The organism is Saccharopolyspora soli (genome assembly GCF_022678645.1).
GTDB classification, from domain to species: domain Bacteria; phylum Actinomycetota; class Actinomycetes; order Mycobacteriales; family Pseudonocardiaceae; genus Saccharopolyspora; species Saccharopolyspora soli.
In genome coordinates, this window is record NZ_JALBWV010000001.1 from 265,315 (window position 1) to 288,700 (window position 23,386).

The 23,386-nt window shown below is 67.2% G+C and carries 20 protein-coding genes and 1 pseudogene; 11 read left to right on the forward strand and 10 right to left on the reverse strand.

The features are described 5' to 3' along the window. The first annotated feature begins 149 nt into the window (after positions 1–149). Positions 150–1,184, forward strand: coding sequence for a LysR family transcriptional regulator (locus MOQ72_RS01190; RefSeq protein WP_242179879.1), 1,035 nt, complete (start codon positions 150–152; stop codon positions 1,182–1,184). Positions 1,185–1,451: 267 nt separating this feature from the next. On the opposite strand, the gene MOQ72_RS01195 is transcribed toward MOQ72_RS01190, so the two are convergent. Further along, complete coding sequence (locus MOQ72_RS01195; RefSeq protein WP_242179880.1) at positions 1,452–2,609, reverse strand: mandelate racemase/muconate lactonizing enzyme family protein; 1,158 nt, start codon at positions 2,607–2,609, stop codon at positions 1,452–1,454. Continuing rightward, entirely contained in the window at positions 2,606–3,448 is an 843-nt protein-coding gene (locus MOQ72_RS01200) for a ribonuclease activity regulator RraA (RefSeq protein WP_242179881.1), read from the reverse strand. The genes MOQ72_RS01195 and MOQ72_RS01200 overlap by 4 nt, the downstream gene beginning before the upstream one ends. A gap of 472 nt (positions 3,449–3,920) precedes the next feature. On the opposite strand from MOQ72_RS01200, the gene MOQ72_RS01205 reads away from it, so the two are divergent. The 6 genes from MOQ72_RS01205 to MOQ72_RS01225 all read left to right on the forward strand — a co-directional run bounded on the left by MOQ72_RS01205 (position 3,921) and on the right by MOQ72_RS01225 (position 10,643). After that, the gene (locus MOQ72_RS01205) at positions 3,921–5,369 is read left to right on the forward strand and encodes a type 2 periplasmic-binding domain-containing protein (RefSeq protein ID WP_242179882.1); all 1,449 of its coding nucleotides are present in this window, start codon (positions 3,921–3,923) and stop codon (positions 5,367–5,369) included. Positions 5,370–5,398: 29 nt separating this feature from the next. Then, the gene (locus tag MOQ72_RS01210; RefSeq protein WP_242179883.1) at positions 5,399–6,157 is read left to right on the forward strand and encodes an SDR family NAD(P)-dependent oxidoreductase; all 759 of its coding nucleotides are present in this window, start codon (positions 5,399–5,401) and stop codon (positions 6,155–6,157) included. Between the two features lie 297 nt (positions 6,158–6,454). Then, positions 6,455–7,288, forward strand: a complete 834-nt coding sequence (locus tag MOQ72_RS01215; protein WP_242179884.1) for an RraA family protein — start codon at positions 6,455–6,457, stop codon at positions 7,286–7,288. Continuing rightward, complete coding sequence (locus tag MOQ72_RS01220) at positions 7,285–8,553, forward strand: mandelate racemase/muconate lactonizing enzyme family protein (RefSeq protein WP_242179885.1); 1,269 nt, start codon at positions 7,285–7,287, stop codon at positions 8,551–8,553. Before MOQ72_RS01215 ends, MOQ72_RS01220 begins: the two co-directional genes overlap by 4 nt. Positions 8,554–8,595: 42 nt before the next feature. Beyond that, positions 8,596–8,718 (forward strand): hypothetical protein, encoded by a 123-nt coding sequence (locus MOQ72_RS44250; protein WP_277953342.1) that lies wholly within the window; start codon positions 8,596–8,598, stop codon positions 8,716–8,718. A gap of 20 nt (positions 8,719–8,738) precedes the next feature. Beyond that, complete coding sequence (locus tag MOQ72_RS01225) at positions 8,739–10,643, forward strand: ABC transporter permease (RefSeq protein ID WP_242179886.1); 1,905 nt, start codon at positions 8,739–8,741, stop codon at positions 10,641–10,643. A 188-nt stretch (positions 10,644–10,831) separates the two neighbouring features. Here MOQ72_RS01225 and MOQ72_RS45520 read toward each other — a convergent pair. Further along, positions 10,832–10,945, reverse strand: a pseudogene (locus MOQ72_RS45520) (epoxide hydrolase N-terminal domain-containing protein); the annotation flags it as partial. A 393-nt stretch (positions 10,946–11,338) separates the two neighbouring features. On the opposite strand from MOQ72_RS45520, the gene glnA reads away from it, so the two are divergent. Then, positions 11,339–12,763, forward strand: a complete 1,425-nt coding sequence (glnA, locus tag MOQ72_RS01235; RefSeq protein ID WP_242179888.1) for a type I glutamate--ammonia ligase — start codon at positions 11,339–11,341, stop codon at positions 12,761–12,763. A gap of 27 nt (positions 12,764–12,790) precedes the next feature. Here the strand turns inward: glnA and MOQ72_RS01240 are convergent, their stop codons facing one another. From MOQ72_RS01240 to MOQ72_RS01250, 3 genes are all read right to left on the reverse strand, one after another. Further along, positions 12,791–14,173, reverse strand: coding sequence for a purine-cytosine permease family protein (locus tag MOQ72_RS01240; RefSeq protein WP_242179889.1), 1,383 nt, complete (start codon positions 14,171–14,173; stop codon positions 12,791–12,793). A 92-nt stretch (positions 14,174–14,265) separates the two neighbouring features. Next, the gene (locus MOQ72_RS01245; RefSeq protein ID WP_242179890.1) at positions 14,266–15,228 is read right to left on the reverse strand and encodes an isopenicillin N synthase family dioxygenase; all 963 of its coding nucleotides are present in this window, start codon (positions 15,226–15,228) and stop codon (positions 14,266–14,268) included. Positions 15,229–15,401: 173 nt separating this feature from the next. Next, positions 15,402–15,986 carry a TetR/AcrR family transcriptional regulator gene (locus tag MOQ72_RS01250; protein WP_242179891.1) on the reverse strand — a complete coding sequence of 195 codons (585 nt, stop codon included), beginning with the start codon at positions 15,984–15,986 and terminating at the stop codon, positions 15,402–15,404. A 96-nt stretch (positions 15,987–16,082) separates the two neighbouring features. Between MOQ72_RS01250 and MOQ72_RS01255 the strand changes: the two genes are divergently transcribed. After that, a complete protein-coding gene (locus MOQ72_RS01255) occupies positions 16,083–16,820 on the forward strand; it encodes a class I SAM-dependent methyltransferase (RefSeq protein WP_242179892.1) in 738 nt (245 codons plus the stop codon). Between the two features lie 27 nt (positions 16,821–16,847). On the opposite strand, the gene MOQ72_RS01260 is transcribed toward MOQ72_RS01255, so the two are convergent. The 4 genes from MOQ72_RS01260 to MOQ72_RS01275 form a co-directional block, all read right to left on the reverse strand. Beyond that, positions 16,848–17,264 carry an aconitase X swivel domain-containing protein gene (locus tag MOQ72_RS01260; protein WP_242179893.1) on the reverse strand — a complete coding sequence of 139 codons (417 nt, stop codon included), beginning with the start codon at positions 17,262–17,264 and terminating at the stop codon, positions 16,848–16,850. After that, on the reverse strand, positions 17,261–18,535 hold the full coding sequence (locus tag MOQ72_RS01265; RefSeq protein ID WP_242179894.1) for an aconitase X: 1,275 nt from the start codon (positions 18,533–18,535) through the stop codon (positions 17,261–17,263). Before MOQ72_RS01265 ends, MOQ72_RS01260 begins: the two co-directional genes overlap by 4 nt. Then, the gene (ilvD, locus tag MOQ72_RS01270; protein ID WP_242179895.1) at positions 18,532–20,211 is read right to left on the reverse strand and encodes a dihydroxy-acid dehydratase; all 1,680 of its coding nucleotides are present in this window, start codon (positions 20,209–20,211) and stop codon (positions 18,532–18,534) included. The genes MOQ72_RS01265 and ilvD overlap by 4 nt, the downstream gene beginning before the upstream one ends. A gap of 193 nt (positions 20,212–20,404) precedes the next feature. Then, the gene (locus MOQ72_RS01275) at positions 20,405–21,346 is read right to left on the reverse strand and encodes a LysR family transcriptional regulator (RefSeq protein WP_242179896.1); all 942 of its coding nucleotides are present in this window, start codon (positions 21,344–21,346) and stop codon (positions 20,405–20,407) included. Positions 21,347–21,746: 400 nt separating this feature from the next. Here MOQ72_RS01275 and MOQ72_RS01280 point away from each other — a divergent pair, with 400 nt between their 5' ends. Both MOQ72_RS01280 and MOQ72_RS01285 read left to right on the forward strand, forming a co-directional pair. Continuing rightward, entirely contained in the window at positions 21,747–21,983 is a 237-nt protein-coding gene (locus MOQ72_RS01280) for a ferredoxin (RefSeq protein WP_242179897.1), read from the forward strand. Beyond that, positions 21,973–23,367 carry an NAD(P)/FAD-dependent oxidoreductase gene (locus MOQ72_RS01285; protein ID WP_242179898.1) on the forward strand — a complete coding sequence of 465 codons (1,395 nt, stop codon included), beginning with the start codon at positions 21,973–21,975 and terminating at the stop codon, positions 23,365–23,367. The genes MOQ72_RS01280 and MOQ72_RS01285 overlap by 11 nt, the downstream gene beginning before the upstream one ends. Positions 23,368–23,386: the final 19 nt, after the last annotated feature.

Consider the following 23,386-nt stretch of genomic DNA (forward strand, 5'->3'; position numbering starts at 1 on the left):
GCGGCATCGGGGACGTGCGAGTGGCTCTACGGATGGTGAACCTGCGAGCCCATCGGTGCCCCAGGTCCGCCACCGGGCGTTGCTCGTGCTCGGCGGTGGGCTGTCCGGACGATGACGTCCGGACTTCGTCAACGGGGACGAGGTGGGCAGTGCGGCTCAGGGACGCGAACAAGTTCCGCATCGACTGGATGATCAGTTTCGCCGCGGTGGTGCGGCACGGCGGTTTCTCGGCGGCGGCGAAGGCGCTCTACCGGTCGCAGTCGCGGGTCAGCACCCATGTGGCCGACCTGGAGCAGGCACTCGGCACGCAACTGTTCGACCGCTCGGTGCATCCCCCGCAGCTCACCCCCGAAGGTAGGGTGCTGCGGCGGCATTTCGACGAGATCCTCCGGCGGTTGGAAGCGCTGACCGATGTTTCCGCCGCTTCCGGATCGGTTGGCGGCGAGGTGCGCCTCGGCCTCTACCCGAGCGCGGCGGCGTACCTGTTCCCGCAGGTCGTGCTGCGTCTGCAGCGCACCCATCCGGGCGTTTCCCTGGTCCTGCACGAATCGCACAACCGGGACTTGGACAGCGCGTTGCACCACGGCGAGGTGGATCTCACGGTGCGCCCGACCCTGCCGGTGGTCCGGATCGACAGATTCGCCAGCAGCGTGTTGTGGCGCGAGCCGTTGGTGGCCGTGTTCAACCGTGCGCACCCCAACGCAGCGACGGGTGGCGTGCGGCTGCGACAACTCGCCGATGAGCCGCTGATCGTCATGGGGGCGAGCACGGAAGGTGGCGGTCGGCAGTCCGAACCGAACCTCGCGTTCGCCAACGCGGGGCTGACCCCGAACGTCGTGTTCCGAGCCATGCAGCCGCAAACGATGGTGTCCCTGGTGCGGCACGGGCTCGGGGTCGGGATGACGAACTCCTTGTCCATGACCACGGCAAACCTCGACGGCGTCAGCCTGGTCCCGGTCGTCGACGCCGACTGCGACCGGGTGGTGGCGATGTGGTGGTGCGCGGACCAACCTCGGTCGGCCGCGATCGACGCGGTGCGCGAGGCGATCCTCGCCGTGCCGCCACCGCAGTTCTCGCGCAACGGCGGTGACCAGTCGGTCGGCGTGCCAGCGCCGTCCCGGTCTCCGGAGTTGGCGGACGTGGCGATGATGTCCGCTCCGGGCGACCCAACGACGCAACGCTGAATCGCTGCGGTGGCTGAGACCAGTCCGGCCGCTCCTACGGCGCGGCGCGTACTGCGATCTGTTTTGTAAGCGGCGTAGCCGCTTGCGGTGTGGGACTCAGCTCGCACCGCCGCGGGTTCTCAGCGGTCGCCTCGCGAGGACAGCCCCGACAGCGCAGTGAAACTGCGAATTGGAAGTACATGATGTCGGGGATCCCGGAGTCGAGGCGGCTGCTGAGGTTCCGCAACCCGCACCGCCACGCAAACCACTACTGGAACAGTCTCAAAATCACTCGAACCAGGTCGTGCCGGGGAACTGGTGCTGCCTGGCCACCTCTTCGTCCAGTTCGAGGCCGATCCCCGGGCGGTCGGAGAGCGTGATGGTGCCGTTGTTGATGATGTCCTCCTTGTCGGTGGTGATCGTCTTCCAGTAGTTCCGCGAAGTCCAGTGGAACTCCAGCGCCAGGAAGTTGGGCACCGTGGCGCACACCTGTGCCGAGGCCATCGTCCCGATCGGCGAGGAGACGTTGTGCGGTGCCACCGGTACGTAGTTGATCTCAGCCAGGTTGGCGATCTTGCGGCATTCCGAAAGCCCGCCGCACTTCGGGATGTCCGGCTCGATCACGTCGACCGCCTGGCTGCCCAGCAGATCGCGGAAACCGTGCCGCAGGTAGAGGTTCTCGCCCGCGCAGATCGGCGTCGTGGTCGCCTGCTTGACCTCGCGCATCGCGTCGACGTTCTCGGGCGGAACGGGCTCCTCCAACCACATCAGGTGGTACGGTTCGAGGTCCTTGGCCAACCGGATGGCGCTCGGCACATCTAGCCGGGTGTGCACGTCGGCGGCGAAGTCGATGTTGTTGCCCGCGATTTCCCTTGCTATCTCGACGGTTTGCACCATCCGCTCGTGTTCCCACAGGCTCGCGGTGTAGTTGAACTTGTCCTTGGTGAAGCCCGCCACCTCGCTGCCGCGATTTCCGTAGACGAAGATGTCCAGGTCGATCTTGAACGCGGTGAAGCCGCGTTCCAGGATTCCTTCGATGACGCGCCTGATCTCGTCGAAGTTCATCCCCGGTTCCACTTCGCAGTCGGCGTAGACCCGGACCTCGTCCCGGAACTTTCCGCCCAGCAGCTCGTAGATCGGCACGCCGAGCGCCTTGCCCTTCACGTCCCAGAGCGCCAGCTCGATGCCGGTGAGCGCGGTGACCAGCGCGCCCGCGAATCCGCCGTTGAACACGTTGGCGCGGCGCAACTCCTCGAACAGCGCGTCGATCTCGAACGGATCGCGCCCGATGAGCTTGGGTTTCAGGTGGTGGATGAGCGCGATGGCCTGGACACCGCCGTGCACGCACTCGCCGAGCCCGGTGATGCCTTCGTCGGTCTCGATCCGCACCCACAGGTGCATGCCGTGGCCACTCGTCGCGGCCGTCTTCACCGCGGTGATCTTCATGACTGACTCCTCGGGCGCTCGTTCGCCTGCGCTGCCCGCCACGCTTCGTACTCGGCCCAGCCTTGTTCGCTCAGCGGGTAGTACTTCTTCAAAGCGCCGCCTTCTTCCAGCTTCAGGCGGCTGAATTCTTCCCATTCCTCGTGGTCCAGGGTGTGTTCGAGCACCAGCTCGGCCATCTGCGCTGGTACCAGCACGGCACCATCGTCGTCGGCGATGATGATGTCGCCCGGCAGCACGAGCACTCGGTTGCACGCGATCGGCACGTTGGTGGCCCATGGGAACAAGGTTGTTTGCGAGGCGAAGTTCGGGGTGAATCCCCGCGTCCAGAGCGGAGTGCCGATTTCCTTTATCCGCGGCCAATCCCGGACGCAGCCGTCGACGACGATGCCCGCGCCACCGCGCCCCTTGAAATAGGTGACGAGCATTTCGCCCATGCAGCCGGTGTTGAGATCACCGAACGCCGAAACGGCCAGCACGTCGCCGGGCTGCACGGATTCGAAAACATCCCACAGCGCGCTCTTCTTCTCGACGTGCTCCTCCTGCGCGCCCGCACCGACGCCGGAGACGACGTCCTCGCGCTTAGGCATGAACTGCAGCGTCACCACGGGGCCGACGACCTTGGCGCCGGGCTGCCGAGGAATCGGTCCCTGGATGAAGGTCTGCCGCACTCCCATCCGGTGCATGACGGCGCTGGCGGTGGCGCTGCTGACGACCTGGAGCCTGCGGATGAGATCCGGGTCCGGCCGGGAGAACGGCGGGCCGGACAGCGGCAGTTCGCGCGCTATGTCGGGGATGGGTAGGCGGACGTCCACTGGCTCATTGCCTCGCGGTGGTCTCATCGCCTGCGTTCCTCGCTTTCGACGGGCCTCCAACGGAATGCGGCACCAATTGGTCCGCACGTGTATCGCGCACGATCGGGACGAATTCCCGCAGCGGATGCTTTTCGCGGCCGTCGCGCGGCACCGTGCTCCGGTGCGTGACCAGCCGCAGGCGTGCGCTCTCAGACGGGTGGCGGTTGCGTGAGCTGCGGCGAATGTAGCTCTCGACGGGCTACCGAAGGGCGCTGGCGGACGGTTCGGATAGGGCGGATCCGGGAGCGGGATGGGTAGTTGACGTACGTCACAGCCGGGGTGATCATTGTCGCGTTCGGCCAGGAATCCTCCGCCGTGAGCGGAAAGTCGACCCGCTCACGTTCCGCTGGTGCCTGGCCCCTTCCACAGGTGACCGCCACGATGCCGAAAACCCGCATCAGCCGCGCGCCCGTGGTACTGGGCGCAGTGCAGTGAATCCTCAACGAAGAGGTGGAAACTGATGGACAGAGACGACCTGCCAATGCTGAATCGGCGTCGATTGTTGGCCGGGGTCGGCGTGCTGACCTCGGGAATGCTGCTGCCGGGGCTGTCTTCCTGCGGCAGCTCGGGGTCGTCGACCGTACCCGCGGCCGCGGTGCCTCCCGATCTGGTGGAAGCGGCGAAGCAGTTGCCGAACAAGTCCGCCAGCGTGCTGTCGATGCAGATGTACACGAAACAGGCGGACAACGCGGTCAAGGACGCCTACGACGTCTTCGCCGAGCAGACCGGCACGAAGATCAGCAGTGCGAGCTTCAGCGCCGACGAGGGCAACTTCATCGCCAAGCAGGACGCGGCCGTCCGGGCCGGTCAGGTCCAGGACCTGGCGTTCATCTCGGCGCAGCGGTTCGTGGCCCAGATGCAGCAGCTCGGCATGATCCAGGACGTCTCCGACGTCGTCGCGGACATGACCGCGAAGTACGGTCCGCCACCACCCGTCGCGGAGAGCTACCTCAAGATCGGCGGCAAGTGGTGGGGAGTTCCGTTCTACTCGATCGGTGGCGGGTACTTCCTCCGCAAGGACTGGCTCGCCGAGAAGGGCATCAACGTCAGCGATGTCGTGACCTTCGAGAACGCCCGCGACGCCGCGCTGGAGGTGTCCGATCCGTCGAAGAACCGGTTCGGCTGGGGCTTTTCGGTCAACCGCGGTGGCGATGCGAACGGTTTGATCTCCGATGTGCTCAACGCCTACGGCAGTTCGATCTGCTCCGACGACGGCACCAAGGTCATCTTCAACAGGCCGGAGACCGTCGACGCGATCAGGTTCCTGGCCGATATCTACGTCAATCCGAAGTACCAACCGATGCTCCCGCCCGGACTCATGAGCTGGACGGACACCGGGAACAACGAGGCGTGGCTGGCCGGGCTGATCGGCATCACGCTCAACCAGGCCAGCCTGTACGCGCAGTCGAAGTCCTCGAAGAACCCGGTGTACGACGCCACCGCGATGCTCGCCGGGCTGACCGGGCCGGGCATCTCCGCACCGCTGGCGTTCGGTGATCTCACCGCCTTCGTCATCTTCAAGGGCGCGAAGAACCCCGAACTGGCCAAGCTGCTCCCGAAATACCTTGCGGCAGGCCCGACGATGCGCACCCTGGTGGAGGCTTCCGGCGCGGGCATCGCCCTCCCGGCCTACGACGGGGTGTGGAAGTCCGATCCGTACTTCCTCAACGGCGACCCGATCTACCAGGTGACCTACGACGGCAATGCCATGCCGATTCCGGCGGTGTCCACCACCGGACTGCACTTCCCGCAGGCGCCCAGCGCCGGGGAGAACGCGGTCCGCCAAGCCTACGTGATGACCGACATGATGGGCGAGATCATCCAGGGGAAATCCGATGTCCCTTCGGCAGTGGCGACCGCCCACGACCGCATGGTCCAGATCTTCGAGCAGCAGGGGCTGAACCAGTGACCACGTCCGCTTGGAGGGAGTAAGCGGTCATGGCGAACCTCTCCGGAAAGAAAGCCCTGGTGACCGGGGGCGGGATCGGCATCGGCAGGGGAATCGCGATCGAGCTCGCGCGGGCCGGGGCGGACGTCGCGGTCCACTACCCGCCCGTCGAGGAACCACCAGCGACCACGCAGCGCATCGTCGAGCTCGGCCAGAAAGCCTTCGCGGTGGAAGGCGATCTGCGCGAGCCCGAGGTCTGCCGAGACGTCGTCGATCGGGCGGCCGACGCATTGGGCGGGTTGGACATTCTCGTCAACAACGCCGGGGTGACCCGGTTCGTCGAATTCCTCGACATCGAACCCGATCTTTTCGACGACCTGTTCCACCTCAATATCCGGGGGTATTTCTTCTGCGCGCAGCAGGCGGTTCGGCATTTCCTGGCAGCAGGTGGGGGAAGCATCGTCAATCTCAGTTCGATCAACGGTAGCCGGGGCTTTCCCCGAGCCGCGGCCTATGCCGCGACGAAGGGGGCGGTCGACGCTTTCACCAGGGTGCTGTCCACGGATCTGGCGCCGCGTGGCATCCGGGTCAACGCGATAGCGCCGGGCAGCGTCGAGACGCCGCGCTCCTGGGTGGACCAGCCGGACTACTCGCGGGAGACCGCCGCCCAACGCATTCCGGTCCGCCGGGTCGGGCTGCCCGCCGACATCGGGCGCGTGGCGGCGTTTCTCGCGTCCGACGACGCCGGATACATCAGTGGCCAGGTAATCCACGTCGACGGCGGCTGGATGGCGCTGGGTGGGGGGTGACGCGTATCGGACTTTCGAATGGATTGGATCCGCCTGGCGCATGCTCTCTGGTAAATGGACTTGGCAGCTCAGCTGATTCGTCGCGGAGTCGCAATTCGACCGCCGGTGCGGGCTAATTCCAGCGTTGACACGGTGCGCACCGGATCGTAGTGTGACGTTCACCTGGTCTTCCTGCCGGTGTTGTCGTTCGAATCGTCGCCGTCGGAATTCGAATTTCCACGGCGCCCCCGCTCGCCCGAATTGTTCGCATCGGAAAAGCCACCCGCAACGCCCGCCGCAGCTACCCCTGGAGTTCGCATGAGGATCCAGCCCAGCCACGACGATTTGATCTCCTTGACCGCGGCGTGGTCGGGGGAGCGGTTCGCGGACGGGCGGCCACGGGTTCCCGACGATGTCCTCGCCCGATTGCGCGCCGCGACCACCGAAGAGGCGTGGAGCACCCTGCGGCAGGAGGGTTTCGACCGGCAGTTCGCGGGTGGCTGGCGGGAGACGCATCCGGGCGCGGTCCTGGTCGGGCGGGCGGTGACCGCGCAGTTCCTGCCGCACCGCCCGGATTACGACGCCGCCGTGGTGGCCGCCGGTGCCGAAATCGGTTTCACCGCAGGGGATCGGCAGAACTCGTGGATCATCGAATCGCTGCAGACCGGTGACGTGATGGTGACCAACATCTTCGGCAAGGTCAAAGACGGCACCGTGATCGGGGACAACCTCGGTACCGCGGTGGCCACGCGCACCGGTGTCGGCGCGGTGATCGACGGCGGCATCCGGGACCTCCAGGGGCTCACCCAGTTGGCCGGGGTCAACTTCCTGTTCCGAGACGCCGATCCCACCGCGATCCGCGACGTGACGTTGGCGGGGCTGAACGTGGCGATCCGGATCGGGTCGGCGACGGTGCTGCCCGGTGACGTGGTGCTGGGCACCCCGACCGGTGTCATCTTCATCCCGCCGCAGCTCGCCGAACGAGTCGCCGAGAAGAGCGAGGACACCCGCATCCGCGACGTGTTCGGCAAACTCCGGCTCGCCGAACGGGCCTACACCAGCGCCGAGATCGATGTGGCGCAGTGGGCGACCCACATCGAGGCGGACTTCCAGCAGTGGAAACAGCACCGGGTTTCAAAGGAGATGTCGTGACCGCGCGTCCCGAAGACCACGTCAGCAACTACTCCCGGCCGAGTGATCTGCGGATCACCGATCTGCGCGTCGCCAACCTGACCGGGGTCCCGTTCCGGTCCACCATCATCCGCATCGACACCAACCAGGGCATCTCCGGTTACGGGGAGGTCCGGGACGGCGCGAGCAAGACCTACGCACTGCTGCTGAAGAGCCGCCTGATCGGCGAAAACCCGTGCAACGTCGACAAGCTCTTCCGCAAGATCAAGCAGTTCGGCCACCACGCCCGGCAGGCCGGTGGGATCTGCGGCGTGGAGATGGCGCTGATGGACCTGGCTGGCAAGGCGTACGGCGTTCCGGCGTTCGTGCTGGCCGGGGGCAAGTTCCGGGACCAGGTGCTGTGCTACGCGGACACGCCGTCGTCGTTGGATCCGGAGGAGATGGGCAAGCGGCTGGTGGAGCGCCGCGATCGCGGTTACCAGTTCTTGAAGATGGACGTGGGCATCAAGCTGCTCCACGACGTTGCGGACTGCCTGATCGCGCCACCCGGCGCGCTGGAGACGACCGACGTCATGCATCCGTTCACCGGCATCCAGGTCACCGCCAAAGGCGTGCAGCTGCTGGCCGACTACGTCGCCACGGTGCGGGACGTGGTCGGCTACGACATTCCGCTGGCCGTGGACCACTTCGGACACATCGCGGTGGACTCGTGCATCCGGATCGGCCACGCGCTGGAACCGTTCACCCTCGCCTGGCTGGAGGACATGATCCCGTGGCAGTTCACCAGCCAGTGGCGGCAGCTGACCGCGGCGGTCAGCACCCCGACCTGCACCGGCGAGGACATCTACCTGAAGGAGAACTTCCGGCCGCTGCTGGACAACGAGGCGGTCCGGGTCATCCACCCGGACCCGGCCACCTCCGGCGGCATCCTGGAGACCAAGAAGATCGGTGATCTCGCCGAGGAGTACGGCGTGCCGATGGCCCTGCACATGGCGGCTTCGCCGATCGCGACCCTCGCGGCAGTGCACATCGCGGCGGCCACCCAGAACTTCCTGGTGCTCGAACACCACGCCGCGGACGTCCCGCGGTGGAGCGAACTCGTCACCGGCCTGCCGAATCCGCTGATCGTGGACGGGCACATCACCGTGCCCGACGCGCCGGGGCTCGGCTTCACCGACATCAACGAGGAACTGTTCCGCGAACACCTCGACCCGGCGGATCCCGTCTTCTTCGAAGACACCGACGCCTGGAACGACGAACGCAGCCACGACCGGCTCTGGAGCTGACGGGCCCACCAACAGCGGCAACGACGACGCTTGGCAGGGGTTATGACGCAAAACCAGTTCTGCGCCCACGCAGACACCAGGAGCAGCGGCAGCGCCGCGCCGCCGGGTCTGGTCAGTCCGGACCGGCCGGTGGAATTCGTCGAGCGGTTCGGGGTCCTGCGGTGAACCGGGCGCGGGAGTGGCGGATGGCGGTGCTGTTCGTCGGACCGCTGGTGCTGCTGATCTTCGGGCTGATCGCGGTTCCGTTCGTCGACTCCATCGTGCTCAGCTTCACCGCTCGGCACGGCGCGGACACCGTGTTCGTCGGACTGGCGAACTTCTTCGCGCTGCCAAGCGATCCGACGTTCCGCGCCGGGGCGCAGAACTCGTACGTCTTCACCGCCTACTCGGTGCTGTTCAAGATCGTGATCGGGCTGATCGTCGCGCTGCTGCTGCACAACCTGCGGCGCGGCCGGGCGCTGCTGGCGGGCATCGTCCTGCTGCCGTGGGTGATTCCGACCGTGGTCACCGCGTTCACCTGGCGGGCGATGCTCGATCCGCTCTTCGGGGGCGTCAACTCGCTGCTGACCTGGCTCGGGATCGGGCCGGTGCTGGAGTGGTTGCACCTGGTCGACCAGTGGCCAGCCACCTGGCTCGCGGATCCGGATCTGGCCATGCCCGCGGTGATCGCGGTCAACGTGTGGAAGGGCATCCCGTTCTTCGCGGTGAACTTCCTGGCCGGGCTGAAGGCGATCGACGCCCACCTCTACGAGGCCGCCGCGGTCGACGGCGCGGACGCCTGGCAGCGGTTCCTGCACATCACGCTGCCCGGACTGCGCTACGTCATCGTGGTGACCACGCTGCTGTCGTCGATCTGGACGTTCAACAACTTCGACCTGATCTGGTTGCTCACCCAGGGCGGTCCGGGACAGGCCACAACGCCGTACGTGCTGGTGGCGTACACCAAGGCGATCCAGCAACTGCAGTACGGCGCTGGCGCGGCGGTGGCGCTGGTGATGGTGCCGATCGTCGGGGTGCTGGTGTTCATCCTCGCCAGGTACCTGCGCAACCAGGGACCCGGTGTCAAGGAGGGCGCCATCAGCCGCTTCGTCGTCCGGTACCGACGGCCGCTGACTTGGATCGGCCTGGTCGCGCTGGTCGTCTCGCTGGTCGTGCTCCGCCCGTCGATCGCGTGGAAGGCCGCGGTCGGGCTCGCGATAATCGTCGGGCTCGGGGTGCTCTTCGGCCGGTTCGCCGGGGGGACGAACTTCACCGGCGGACCGCCGCGACAGGTTTCCCGGCGGATCCCGGCCTGGCTGGCGATGGCGGTGGTGCTGCTGTTCGTCGTCGGGCCGCTGTACTGGATCGTGGTGACGGCGTTCAAGACCGACACCCAGATCACCTCGCGCGCCAACGACCTGTTCCCGGTGCCGTGGAGCTTGGAGCAGTTCACCACGCTGTTCGACGAGCAACCGTTCGGAACCTGGTTCCTCAACACCATCCTCGTGTCGGGCGTCGCGACCGCGCTCACCATGGTTTTCGCCGCGCTCGCCGGTTATGCCCTCGCCCGGCTGCGCTTCCGCGGCGCGCAGACCCTGACCGGCGCGGTGCTGATCACGTACGTGATGCCCGGCGCGCTGCTGTTCATCCCGCTGTACCAGTTGCTCAGCGACCTGCAGCTGATCGACACCCGGTGGGCGCTGATCCTCACCTACCCGACCTTCACCCTGCCGTTCGCGACCTGGCTGCTGCTGGGCTACTTCCGGTCGATCCCGGTGGAACTGGAGGAGGCGGCGATGATCGACGGCGCCACCAGGTTCCAGGCGTTCCTGCGGATCGTGATGCCGCTGGCGAAACCCGCCATGCTGGCAGTGGCGCTGTTCACCCTGACAAACGCGTGGAACGAGTTCCTGCTCGCCTTCGTGTTCATCACATCCGACGACCTCAAGACGCTACCGGTCGGCCTGCAATCGATGATCTTCGGCGACGTGGTGCCCTACGGCGTGCTCGCCGCCGCATCGCTGCTGATCAGCATCCCGGTGGTGCTGATGTACTCCTTCGGTCAACGCTTCCTCACCGAAGGTTTGACGGCCGGAGCGATGAAGGGCTGAGGACGTGGCGCCGCTGCGGTGCACCGCAGGCGTGGTGCACCGCAGCGGTGCTCAGCGGAGCTTCTGGAAGAAGGCGCGGATGTCGCCGACCAGCTCCTTCGGTGCTTCCATCGAGAGGAAGTGACCGCCGCGCTCCAGTTCCGTCCAGTGCACGACGTTGTGGTCGCGCTCCGCCCAGCGGCCCAGCCGACGCCGGGCAACTCGTCCGGCCAGCGGGTGTTGGCCAGCCGCGCCGTCAAGGCGTCGAGCCGCGCCTGCGGGATGTCGATGCGAAAGGGGCGAATGCTCTGATCCGTGTTCATGCGTGCGACGCTAGGAAGCACTTAGGACGAATTCGGTCCTGATATGGCGGCGTGTTGGACACCTCCGCAGCGATTTCTCCGGGCAAGGAATCGACCACATCGAGGGAGACGTGCTGCTGATCGAGGACCGGAGTACGACCCGCGCGAGCGGGCAGCGAGGCTTCGGGTGGCCGCGGCCTCGTGGCCATCTCACCGATATGGTCCGCTTTTCGTGATTCTTCCCCGGATTTCGGGTCTTGCACACCGCGTAATCGGCTGGTGGCAGGCGCGGAGCGCGCCTGCGAGACTGGGAGCACTTACCCGGCGGCGGGGGCTCGGCGGGTTGGCCGCGGCAGCGATCTCAGGGCTTGCCGACACCAGCTCCTCTCGTCGGTGCGATCCCGGGAGGTAACGATGTTCACCAGTCCTGACGAGGTCCTGCGGTTCGTCTCCGACCAGGACGTGAAGTTCATCGACGTCCGGTTCTGCGACCTGCCAGGCATCATGCAGCACTTCTCGGTACCGGCGGAGTCCTTCGCGGCCGAGATCTTCGAGGAGGGCATCGCGTTCGACGGCTCGTCGGTGCGCGGCTTCCAGTCGATCCACGAGTCGGACATGCTGCTGCTGCCCGACCCCTACACCGCCCGGCTGGACCCGTTCCGGGCCGAGAAGACGTTGCTGCTCAACTTCTTCGTCCACGACCCCTTCACGTTGCAGGCGTACAGCCGCGATCCGCGCAACATCGCGCGCAAGGCCGAGCAGTACATCACCGAAACCGGCATCGCGGACGTGGCCCTCTTCGGCCCGGAGGCGGAGTTCTACCTGTTCGACTCGGTGCGCTTCTCGACCTCGGAGAACGCGTCGTTCCACGAGATCGACGCCGACGAGGGCTGGTGGAACACCGGCCGCGCGGAGGACGGCGGCAACCAGGGCTACAAGATCAAGTACAAGGCCGGGTACTTCCCCGTGCCGCCCACCGACCACCAGTCCGACCTGCGGGACGAGATCGTGCTGAACCTGATCGACGCGGGTTTCAGCGTGGAGAAGGCGCACCACGAGGTCGGTACCGCGGGACAGGCGGAGATCAACTACAAGTTCAACACGCTGCTGCACGCCGCGGACGATCTACAGCTCTACAAGTACATCGTGAAGAACACCGCGTGGCAGCGCGGCAAGAGCGCGACGTTCATGCCCAAACCGCTGTTCGGCGACAACGGTTCTGGCATGCACACCCACCAGTCGCTGTGGAAGAACGACCGCCCGCTGTTCTACGACGAGACCGGGTACGCGGGTCTCTCCGACCTCGCGCGGCACTACATCGGCGGCATCCTGCACCACGCGGCGAGCCTGCTGGCCTTCACCAACCCGACGGTGAACTCCTACCACCGCCTGGTGCCGGGTTTCGAGGCCCCGGTGAACCTGGTGTACTCGCAGCGCAACCGCTCGGCCTGCATCCGGATTCCGGTCACCGGCAGCAGCGGGAAGGCCAAGCGGATCGAGTTCCGGTGCCCGGATTCCTCCGGCAACCCCTACCTGGCCTTCGCCGCCATGGTGCTCGCGGGGCTGGACGGCATTTCGAACAAGACCGAGCCGCCGGAGCCGATCGACAAGGACCTCTACGAGTTGCCACCCGACGAAGCCCGCAACGTCGTCCAAGTCCCGTCCTCGTTGGACGCGGTCCTCAACAGCCTGGAAGAAGACCACGACTTCCTGCTGCGCGGTGACGTGTTCACCCCGGACGTGATCGAGACCTGGCTGGCCTTCAAGCGGGACCACGAGATCGACCCGCTGCGCCTGCGCCCGAACCCCTACGAGTTCGAGCTGTACTACGACGTGTGAGCGCTGTCCACATGGCACTGTTGCGGCTCATCGGATCGGTCGCTGCCTGATCGGTGTGAGCCGCCAGTAGAGGAAGGCCGTGATCGCGAAGCCGACGAGGAACGTGATGTCGCCGACCCAGGGGAAGGTCTGCGGGATCGGACCCGTGTAGCGGGATTGGTTGGCGAACAGCACCACGGAGCTGATCAGGCCGACGAGGAATGCGATGACTCCCGCCCTGTTGCGGTGTTCGGTGTCGTAGAGCAAGTCGTCGATTCGGGTTCCACGCCGCAAGTACTGGTCGATCAGCACGACTCCGAGCCACGGGCTGATCCAGTAGGAGATGATCAGCAGGAAGCTTTCGTAGGCGTGTCCGGCGTCGGCCAGGCCGAGCCAGGCCAGGACGAATCCGACCGTGCCGAACACCAGCGCCATGCCAGCGCGCCGCCAGGCCAGCGGCAGCCGGATTCCCAGGCACAGGAAGGCCAAGGCGCCGGAGTAGACGTTGAGCACGTTCGCCGCGATCGCACCGAGGGTGACGACGAGCAGCGTCGCTGCGGCGAGCACTCCAGGCAGGTGTCCGGTGAACACGGTCGTCGGGTTGTCCGACTCCACACCGCCGACGATGGTCATGGATGCCGCTCCGACCGCCATCAGCACGGTGGTGGACGCGAACAGGCCAAGACCGGCGAATACTCCCACCGCGCGGCGGTTCACCGATCTCGGCAGATAACGTGCGTAGTCCGCGGCGTAGGGATTCCAACCGGCGGTGTAGCCGAAAGCCGACCCGACGGCGAGCAGGAACCCGCCCAGACCGCCGTCACCGGCCACGTTCCCCGGACTGGTCTGGCTGAAGATCACCACCGCCACGACCGCGAAAACCACTGCGAGCACGCCGAAAACGTATTTCTCGTAAGCCTGGATAAGGTTGTGGCCGAAGAACGCGATCACGATCTGCAGCACGGTGACGATGCCCAGGCAGCCGAGCACCGGCAGGCCGGTCAGGGTGGCGAAGGCGAACGCCGCGCTGACGCTGTTGACGGCGAACCAGCCGACTCCGGCCATCACCGACATGAGCGCAGCTGGCACCACGTTGCCCCGGTGGCCGAACGCCACCCGGCCGAGCACCATTTGCGGTACACCGTGGCTCGGGCCGCGGGCGGACAGCGCGGCATGGGTCAACGCGCCGAGCAGGTTGCCTATCCCCAACGCGAAACACGCTTGCCAGAAGCCGAGTCCGAAGGCCGACACCGCGAGCACGCCGATGAAGATCGTGGCGAATTCGAGGTTCGGTGAGGTCCAGGTCCAGAACAACTGGCGGGCGCTGCCGTGCCGGTCCTCGTCGGAGACCGGCTCGATGCCGCCCGGCTCCACGGCGACCAGTCGATCGCCGTAGCCGTGCGTCGACCGCAGCGGTTCTGTGGTGTCCATCCGTCGACCTTTCCCAATTCTGGTCCCTTGTGGACACCGCAGCGTAGTGGCCGGATGTTGTGCGCGGTGCGCCGTCAGGTTTCGAGCGGGTGTCAGCCGACGGTGATGGCGTCCAGCTTCGCCTTCAGGTATTCCGCAGCGATGACGTCGGGATAGGTGGTCCGCCCGATCGGTGGGGTCAGGGAACTGATCCGGGCGTCGTGGTCGGTCTCGTAGAAGAAGATCAGCGAGGTCAGTTCCTCGTCGGGCGCGCTGGCATCCGGTGGCAGCACCCGGTGCCGCGTCGAACGCCACCGATCCCCGGTCCAGCGCGCCATCAGATCGCCGATGTTCACGGTGAACGCGCTGGGATCGAAGGGCGCGTCCGCCCAGTCGCCTTCCTCGGTGTAGACCTGCAAACCGCCGACGCCGGATTGCCGGCCCAGCACGGTCACCGTGCCGAAGTCGGTGTGCGGGCCGATCCGGAACTGGTTCGCCGCGGGTGCCCCGACCCGGTTCATCGCCGGGTACCAGTTGATGTTGAACGTGTAGGTCGGATGCCCGGTGTGCGCGGTGAAGTACGTCGGCGCCAGATCCAGCGCGACGGCGAAGATCTTCAGCAGCTCATCGGACAGCGCGCGCATCCGGGTCATGTACTCCTGGGCGGTCGCGGCGAATTCCGGAACTTCCGCAGGCCACACGTTGGGCTGGAACCAGAAGGAATCGACCGCTGGATCGCCGACCGGTGTGTCCGCGCCGATCGAGTAGGACTCCTTGAGGTCGGGCGGGGTCTCGGTGCCTTCCGCGTAGCCGTTGGCCTCGGCCCCCGGTGGCAGCCAGCCCCGCCCGGCGACGGACACCGCGTACGCCGCTTTCGTCTCCGCTGGCAGCGCGAAGAACCGGCGTGCCACCTCGCGGGTGCGTTCGCGCAGTTCGTCCGGAACGCCGTGCCCGGTGATCAGCAAGAACCCGGAATCCCGCAAGGCCAGGTCTATTTCGGCGGCGACCCGAGCGCGGTCCTCGGCGCGACCCTCGAACCACGGCCGCAGATCAACAAGTGGTACCGACGAGGCCATCCGTGCTCCTCACGTCCTCAGCGACTACACGGCTCCCAGCCACTTTCGGCCGAGGGAGGTCGGCTGGCAAGACAACACCGGGGATTTCACCTGCAGGAAATAAACCGGCGCCGGGACGTCGAGCGGCGCCTTGAAACCCGTTGTGGGCAAGGCGTTGCTGGAGGGCTCGCAGGTCAGCCGGTGTAGATGAGTTGCGCCGCGGTCGCGCGGGCTTTGTCGGCGGCGCGGGTGACCACGCCCAGGGCCTGGGTCGTGGTGGCGCCTTCGTAGAGCATCATGAGCTGGTCGACGAGCAGGTTCGGTGCGGTGTGCGGAACGTTGTTGGCTATTTCGGTCATGCGTTGCTGAACGGCCTGTTTGTGCGCGGCGACGACCGCGCGTGCTGGATGGTCGGGTCCGGGGAATTCGGCTGCCGCGTTGGCGAACGGACAGCCGCGAAAACGCGGATCGCCGTGCCAGGTCTTCAGCGCGTCGAAGAACGCCAGCAGTTGGGCGCGGGAATCGGTTCCGGCGTTGGCGATCGCTTCGTCCAGCGTGGCGCGCCAGCGGACATCCCGGCCTTCGAGGTAGGCGATGACGAGGTCGTCCTTGCCACGGAAGTGCCGGTAGAAGGTCATGCGAGCGACGTCGGCCGCGGTGATCACGGCGTCGACGCCGGTCGCGTTGATGCCGTGCGCGTAGAAGAGTTCGTCCGCGGCGTCGAGCAGTCGTTGCCGCGCTGAACCGGACTGCTGTTCGTCGTCGGACTGAGTCGTCATGCCGAGCAATATACCGATCGTTCTACCGCTTCTTTCCGGGAGCTGGGCGGGATTATTCGGTCGCGGTCGGGGTGGTTCTTGCGGTACACACGCGTGGTGGTTGACCGTCAGTTCGCCGATCCGAGCATCGCCAGGCTGTACGACTCCTTCTGCGCGGGAAGAAGGGATTTCGACTTCTACCTGCCCCTGGTGATGTCCGCGCGGTCGGTGCTGGACGTCGGTTGCGGCACCGGTCAGCTGCTGCGCCTGGCGAGGGAGCGCGGTCACGCGGGGCGGCTGTGCGGACTTGATCCCGCGGCGGCGATGCTGGACCAGGCGCGCAAGCGGTCGGACATCGAGTGGATCCTCGGTGACCTCGGCTCGGTGGGCTGGGACCGCGAGTTCGACCTGGTGGTGATGACCGGTCACGCGTTCCAGGTTCTGGTCGAGGACGACGAGCTGCGCGCCGCGCTGGCGGCGATCCGGTCGGCCCTGACCGAGAACGGTCGTTTCGCGTTCGAGACGCGCAATCCGCTTGTTCGGGAATGGGAGCACTGGACTCCGGACGACGTGGCCGAGGTGACCGACGACGCTGGCGCCGTGGTGCGCTCCTGGCACGAAGTCGACACCCGGATCGGCGAGGACGTGGTTGGTTTCGTCCAAACGTTCGCCAGCCCCAGTTGGGACGGGCCGCGTGCGAGCCGGAGCACGTTGCGGTTCCTCGACCGGGACGTCCTGAAGTCGTTCCTGGTCAGCGCTGGGCTCGCGGTAGAGGAGCAATTCGGGGACTGGTCCGGAGGCCCGTTGACGGACACGAGCCCAGAGATCATCACCATCGCAGGGCGAAGCGCGTGACTCACCGACCCCCGGTCGACCAAGCGCTCATGATGCTGATGCTGGCGTGACGATCACGACTCCGCTGTCGGCGTCGATGCGCACGTGGTCCCCGGTGGTGATGACGGCGAGCGGGTCGCGGTCCAGGCCGGTGATGGTCGGTACTCGGGTGACCACCGCCCCCAGCGCCGCCTTCGTGGTGACCGTGTTGAAGATCATCCCCAGCGGTGCGGTGCCCATCAGCCGGGTGCTCTGGAAGAACGCCGCCCACCCCGAGGAGCCCTTGGCACCGGGGAACACCAGGATCTTCCCGGCGAACGACACTCCGCACAGCTCGTGGCGGCGCTCGATGATCGTGCCGGTGGCCGGGTCGATCCCGCCCCAACCGGAGATGGTTTCCCGCGAGACCAGCGCCTCGCCTTCGGCGACACCGGGAACGACCTGCCTGCCGTGCAGCGTGATCACTTCAGCTCCCCTCGCCAGCGGCCGGTGATCGCCGCGTCGATGCAGTCCTCCAGGGAACCGAACCACGCCTCGATGCCCAGGATGGCTGGCAGGTAGTGCGCCTGCTTCGCCGAGTCGGTGGCGAAGACCCGCGTGCCCTCCGGCGCCGCCCTGGACATCGCCGGGCACGAGTCGGCGAGCACCCGCCCACCAGCGGCTTCGATGATCTCGGTGTACCCGCTGCGATCCGCGGCGGTCTTGAGCGAGCGCGGGACCATCATCCACAACTGCGCCCGCAGTCGGCTGCCGTCCAGCAGCTTGGCGGTCATCCGGACCTGGTCCAGCGACGCGTGCGGGCAGCCCAGCAGCACGAAGTCCACGTCGGTCGACGTGCCCTGTCCGTTGAGGGTTTCGTACATCGCCTGGCGTTCGCGCGCTCCGTAGGGGACCACTTCCGGGATCGGGTGCGTTCCGAACGCCGCCTCCACCGTCGGCGCCTCCGGCGTGATGCCCGGCAGGTGGTACAGCTCGACCCCGCCCGAAGACGCCGCGGCGGCACCGAAGTGCTTCAACTCCAGCAGATCCGGGATGGCGAGCTCGCCGACCACGACCGGCCGCGCCTCCTGGACCACGTCCCCGGCGAAGTAACCGAGCATCCCCCATTCCATCGGATCGTCGATCGCAACGCTGGCCTCGATCAGGTGGGTACCGTGGCGGTTCTCCGCCAAGTGGTTGCCCCAGCAGGGGATTCGGCCGGTCAGCGAGGCGGCCCCGGTGGATGCGGTTCCTTCGCAGTTGGTGCGGGCGCCGAGCACCGAGTTGGCGTAGATGACCGCCGAGGACTCCATCCACGCGCAGTGCTCGCCGCGCACCGGCAGGTTGCCGACCTGGTACGGCGTGCAGGTGGCGAGGATGTTCACGCCCTTGCGGCCGTAGAACGCCTCGGCCTCGCTCTGCAGCTTGATCATTTCCGCCGGATACGGAACCACTCCTGCGGAGTCGGGGCCGAAGCTCTGCTGCAACTGGCACGTCGGTACCCGCATGTCGGGGATCTCGATCTCGTCGTCGCAGTCCAGGTTGATCACCGCGAAAGCCTTGTGCCAGCCACCTTCGCGCACCAGGCGGGCCTTCACCGGGGACGGTTGCGTCATGGTGCCCGCGACGTTGCGCACATCGCAGAGCTGCTCGGCGTCGAGCGCCTGCCCGTATCGCACGAGCAGATCCATCGCTGCGGCCACAGCTGGGCCTTCGGCGCCGTCGAGCATCGCCTTGTCGTCGTCGGAGAGCTTCATATTTGCTCCTCTCGGCCGGTGAGCACCGCGCCTTGCTGGAGCGGCCGAACGGTCCGCTGGTAGATGGACAGCCAGCCCCTCTCGGTCGATCCCGGCCGGTCGAGCCGACTGCGGCGGTCGGTCAGCACGTCCTCCGGCACTTCGAGGTCGACCCGCCGCGCGAGCACGTCGATCGAGATCACATCGCCGTCCGCGACGAGTGCGAGCGGCCCGCCGTCGGCGGCCTCCGGTGAGACTTCACCGACCACTATCCCCTTGTTGACCAGTCCGGAGAGCTGTCCGTCGGTGACGACCGCTACCTGCCCGGTCAACCCTGCGCCATCCAGCGCGAACACCGGTCGGGAGGCCATGCCCATTCCCGGGCTGCCCTTCGGGCCGAGCCCGCGCAGCACCAGCACCTGACCGGGCTCGACCTCGCCGCGCTTCAACCCGTCCAGGGCGTCCAGCGGGGAGTCGTAGACGATGGCCGGGCCGGTGAAGCTCAGCGGCCGGTCGTCGTCCACCGCGAGCTTGACGATCCCGGTTTCGGGCGCCAGCGAACCGCGGATCAGCACGATGGACGGCCGCCGCCCATAGGGGCGATCTAGTGGCCTGATGACCTCGTCGTCCGAAACCTCGGCCCCGGCGAGGTTCTCGCCCAAGGTTCGGCCGGTAAGCGTGCGGGCGTCGGTTCCCAGCAGGTCCCGCAGCCGCGACATGATTCCCAGCGCGCCACCGGCCGCCTCGAACTGCTCGATGGAATGCGTGCCGTTGGGCCGGACCGCCGCCAGCAGCGGAACGTCGTCCGCGCACCGCTCGTAGAGCCCGTAGACGTCGACGTCCACTTCGGACTCCGCAGCCACCGCTTGCAGGTGCTTGACCGTGTTGATGGAGCCGCTAACCGACAGGACCACCATCGCGGCATTGCGGAACGATTCGGGTGTCAGGATGTCGCGCGGCTTGAGGTCTTCCTCGACCATCGCCACGACCCGGCGCCCGGCCTGCTCCACCGCGTCCCACATCTTCGGGCTGTTCGCGGCGACCGGGGTGCTGCCGGGCAGCGCCATGCCGAGTGCCTCGGCCGCGATGTGCATCGAGTTCGCGGTGCCCATCCCGGCGCACACTCCCGGACCTCGGACGGCGGTGTCGGCCATCTCGGTCAGTTCCGGCAGATCGATGCGCCCCTGGGCGTGGTGCCCGGCGGCCAGGAACACGTCTTCGATGTCGCAGTGCTTGCCCCGGAACTCGCCGCACGGTTGGTACCCGCAGGCCACGATGATCGTGGGGATGTTGAGCCGACCGGCGGCCATCAGCTGCGCCGGTGTGGTCTTGTCACACGAGGCCAGGCAGATCATGCCGTCCAGCAGCGGCCCTTCGACGGAGACCTCGATGTCGTTCACGATCAGGTCGCGGGCCGAGAGGATGTAACCGCCCCGGTGGCCCGCGCTGTGGATGAAGTCGCTCGGCGCGGTCGTGCGGACCTCGAACCCGATGCCGCCCGCGCGGGCGATCGCCTCCTTGGCCCGCGCCGCGATCGCGTCCAGGTGGCTGTAGCAGATCGCCAGCTGGGACGAGGAGTTCACGATGGCGATCTTCGGTTTCGTCATGTCGTCGTCGCTGAGCCCGAGCGCCCGCCACTGCGCCCGCCGAGTCGCCCACGGCGAGGTGCCCGGCTCGAAGTTGCTCCGCAGCGCCACCGTCAACGCCCCCTTCGGCCGAGGTCGTCGGGCGACAGGCGGTGTTGGTGTGATGGGTGGGGCATCGTCGCTCCTGTCCGCGTCAGACCAGACCCGTTGCGCGAAAAGATGTTTCCGGAAGGTTAGGGAGATTTTTCGAGCCACCGGAAGACATTCGGCGATAGAACGTTCGGCTGGGTCCCATAGACGGGATTTATGATCGCAGCGGTTCCGCGGCTGCGGTGAGGGTTTCCCGCAGCCAGCGGTGCGCCGGATCGTCGTCGAAATTGCGGTGCCACCAGAACTCCTCGACGACCGGTTCGAGATGCCCTGGCGGGTCGATCATCCGCAGTTGCGCCCCGTCGGCGAACTGGGTCGCCAACCGTTCCTGCAACAGCGCTATCCGGTTGGTGCCGATGAGGAAGTGCGGGACCGCGCGGTAGCTCTCGACCCGGATCGCGATCCGGGGACGCACGCCCAGCAGGGCGAGCTGCCGGGGGATCGGGGCAGCTGACGGCGGGCCCTGGTCGCGGTGGTAGGGCACCACCCAGTCCAGCCCGGCGAGGTCGTCCAGGTCCGGGGCGTCCGGCAGCGGGCTGTCGGCCGACACGAGGCACACCCACCGGTCCTGGAACAGCTCCATGGAGCTGATCTCCGGAATGCGGAACCGATTCACCGGCGGGGAGATCACGCCGTCGATGAGCCGGATCGACTCGGTGGCGTCCGCGATCAGCGACTCGCCGACCAGTCTGATGTGCAGGCCGATCCGCGGGGCCTGTTCGGCGACCAACCGGGAGAACCGCTCGCCCAGCACCGCGACGGTGTAGTCGGCCATCAGCAGGGTGAACTCGCGGGTCGAGGTTTCCGGGTTGAACTCCTTGCCGGTGGCGAACAGGCGTTCCAGCGCGGCGCAGACCACCTCGACCTGCTCGTCCAGCTGCGCGGCGAGGGGAGTGGGCACGTAGCCGCCGCGGCCCCGCACGAGCAGCTCATCGCCGAAATGCCGACGCAGCCGGGACAGGGCGGCACTCGCCGCGGGCTGGGTGATCCCGATCCGCTCGGCGGCGCGCGTGACGTTGCGCTCCCGGATCAGCTCGCGCAGCGCGACCAGGAGGTTCAGGTCGAGATTCGCCAGATGTGCACGCCCTCGTGTCATCGGCGAACTTTACGTCGCGGTCCGCGACGGCGGGAAGAACCGCGAGTTGCGCTGGTCGTCGGGTCAGGGCGTACTGGCTGTCCACAGTGGTCGTTAGGTGTGGAAGTCCTTTGGCTCGCGGGGATTTTCTTCGTTGATCGTGTTTTGTTCCGGATGGTTCGGCCAGGTCGGCCCGTGGTCATCTAGTCGTCAATGGATATGATTATTTCAGTATTGAATGAAATTAATCCCGATGTGGAACCCCGAACCGTCGAACCGAGGAGCGCGAGCCCCCGGGCTGGCCGCATGACCATGCGGAAGAGGCGGCCCTCCGCCAGCATGAGACCGGGGGGCGCGTCCGCCACCCGTCCAGCTCGGGCAGTTGGCCGACGCGTGCGGACGTCGAATGGGGAGGGCCAGGATGCGGGTTCTCGTCGACCTGAACCGTTGTCAGGCATTCGCGCAGTGCGTGTTCTTGGCACCGGACGTGTTCACCCTGCACGGCGAGGAAGCCCTGCGCTACCAGTCGCGCGTCGACGAAGCGCACCGCGACGAGGCGTTGCGGGCCGCTGCCGCCTGCCCGGTCCAGGCAATCCTGGTGGACCGCCTCGACGCCTCCGGCGCGGCTCAGCAGGAGGAGCAGCTCGATGGCCGCTGACGGCACCCCGCGCGAGCTCCGCGAGCGCGGCCGGATCGTGATCGTCGGCGCCTCGTTGGCCGGACTGCGCGCCGCCGAGCAGTTGCGCGCGGAAGGGTTCACCGGATCGCTCACCCTGATCGGGGACGAACCCCACGAGCCCTACGACCGACCACCGCTGTCCAAGCAGGTGTTGCTGGGACGGGTGCGGCCGGAGGACACCGATCTTCCCCGGCAGCGGCCGATCGACGCGCAATGGCGGCTCGGCGTGGCGGCCACCGGGCTGGACCGGGACGAGCGCCGGGTTCTGCTCGCGGATGGGGACGCCGTCGAGTTCGACCGCCTGCTGATCACCACCGGTGTGCGGTCCCGGCCGTGGCCGCACGAGACCGAGGCCGCGCTGGACGGCGTGTGCGTGCTGCGGACCAGGGACGACACCATCCAACTCGCACTTCGGCTGGCCCGGCGGCCCAGCCGGGTGCTGGTCATCGGTGCCGGGTTCACGGGGTCGGAGATCGCCTCGGTGTGCCGGGAACGAGGGATCCCGGTCACCGTCGCCGAGCGCGGGCAAGCGCCTCTGGTGGGGGCCCTCGGCGGGGTGGTCGGCGACGTGGCGGCGCAACTGCACCGCGAACACGGGGTCGACCTGCGCTGCGGGGTCATGGTCACCGCGCTGGAAGGCGACGCGGGTGGCAGGCTCCGGCGTGCCCACCTCTCCGACGGCACCGTGCTGGACGTCGAGGTGGCCGTGGTGGCGCTCGGCGCGGTGCGCAACACCGCGTGGCTGGCGGGGTCGGGGCTGGCCGCGGGGCCTCGGGGGATCGCCTGCGACTCCGGGTGCCGGGCCTTCGACGTGCACGGCATCGTCACCGACGACGTGTTCGCCGCTGGCGATGTGGCCCGCACGCCCCACCCGCTGTTCGGCTACCAGTTCCTCTCGCTGGAGCACTGGGGCAACGCCGTGGCGCAGGCCGAGATCGCGGCGCACAACATGATCAGCACCAGTTCTCAGCGCCGACCGCACCTGTGGATGCCGTCCTTCTGGTCATCGCAGTTCGGCGTCAACATCAAGTCCGTTGGCGTGCCGTCGATGGCCGACGAACTCGTCGTGCCCCAGGGCGCGCTGGCCGACTGCGGGTTCGTCGCCGCCTACGGCTATCAGGGGCGGGTCGTCGCCGCGGTCGGATTCGACCACGCGAAGTGGATGGGCTTCTACGCGCGGCTGATCGAGCAGGCCGCTTCGTTCCCGCCCGATTTCCCCTGCGTGGGGCAGCGATCGGAAGGGCTGCGGCCGGTGCCTGCCCGGTTCCCCGACCCAGCACTTCCCACCCACGGCCCCACCGTCACCCTGACCGGCCATTCGCCCAGCGATCGGCGAGTCGTCTTCACGCCGCTGCGCGCCTGACCGGAATCGCGAGGAGGCC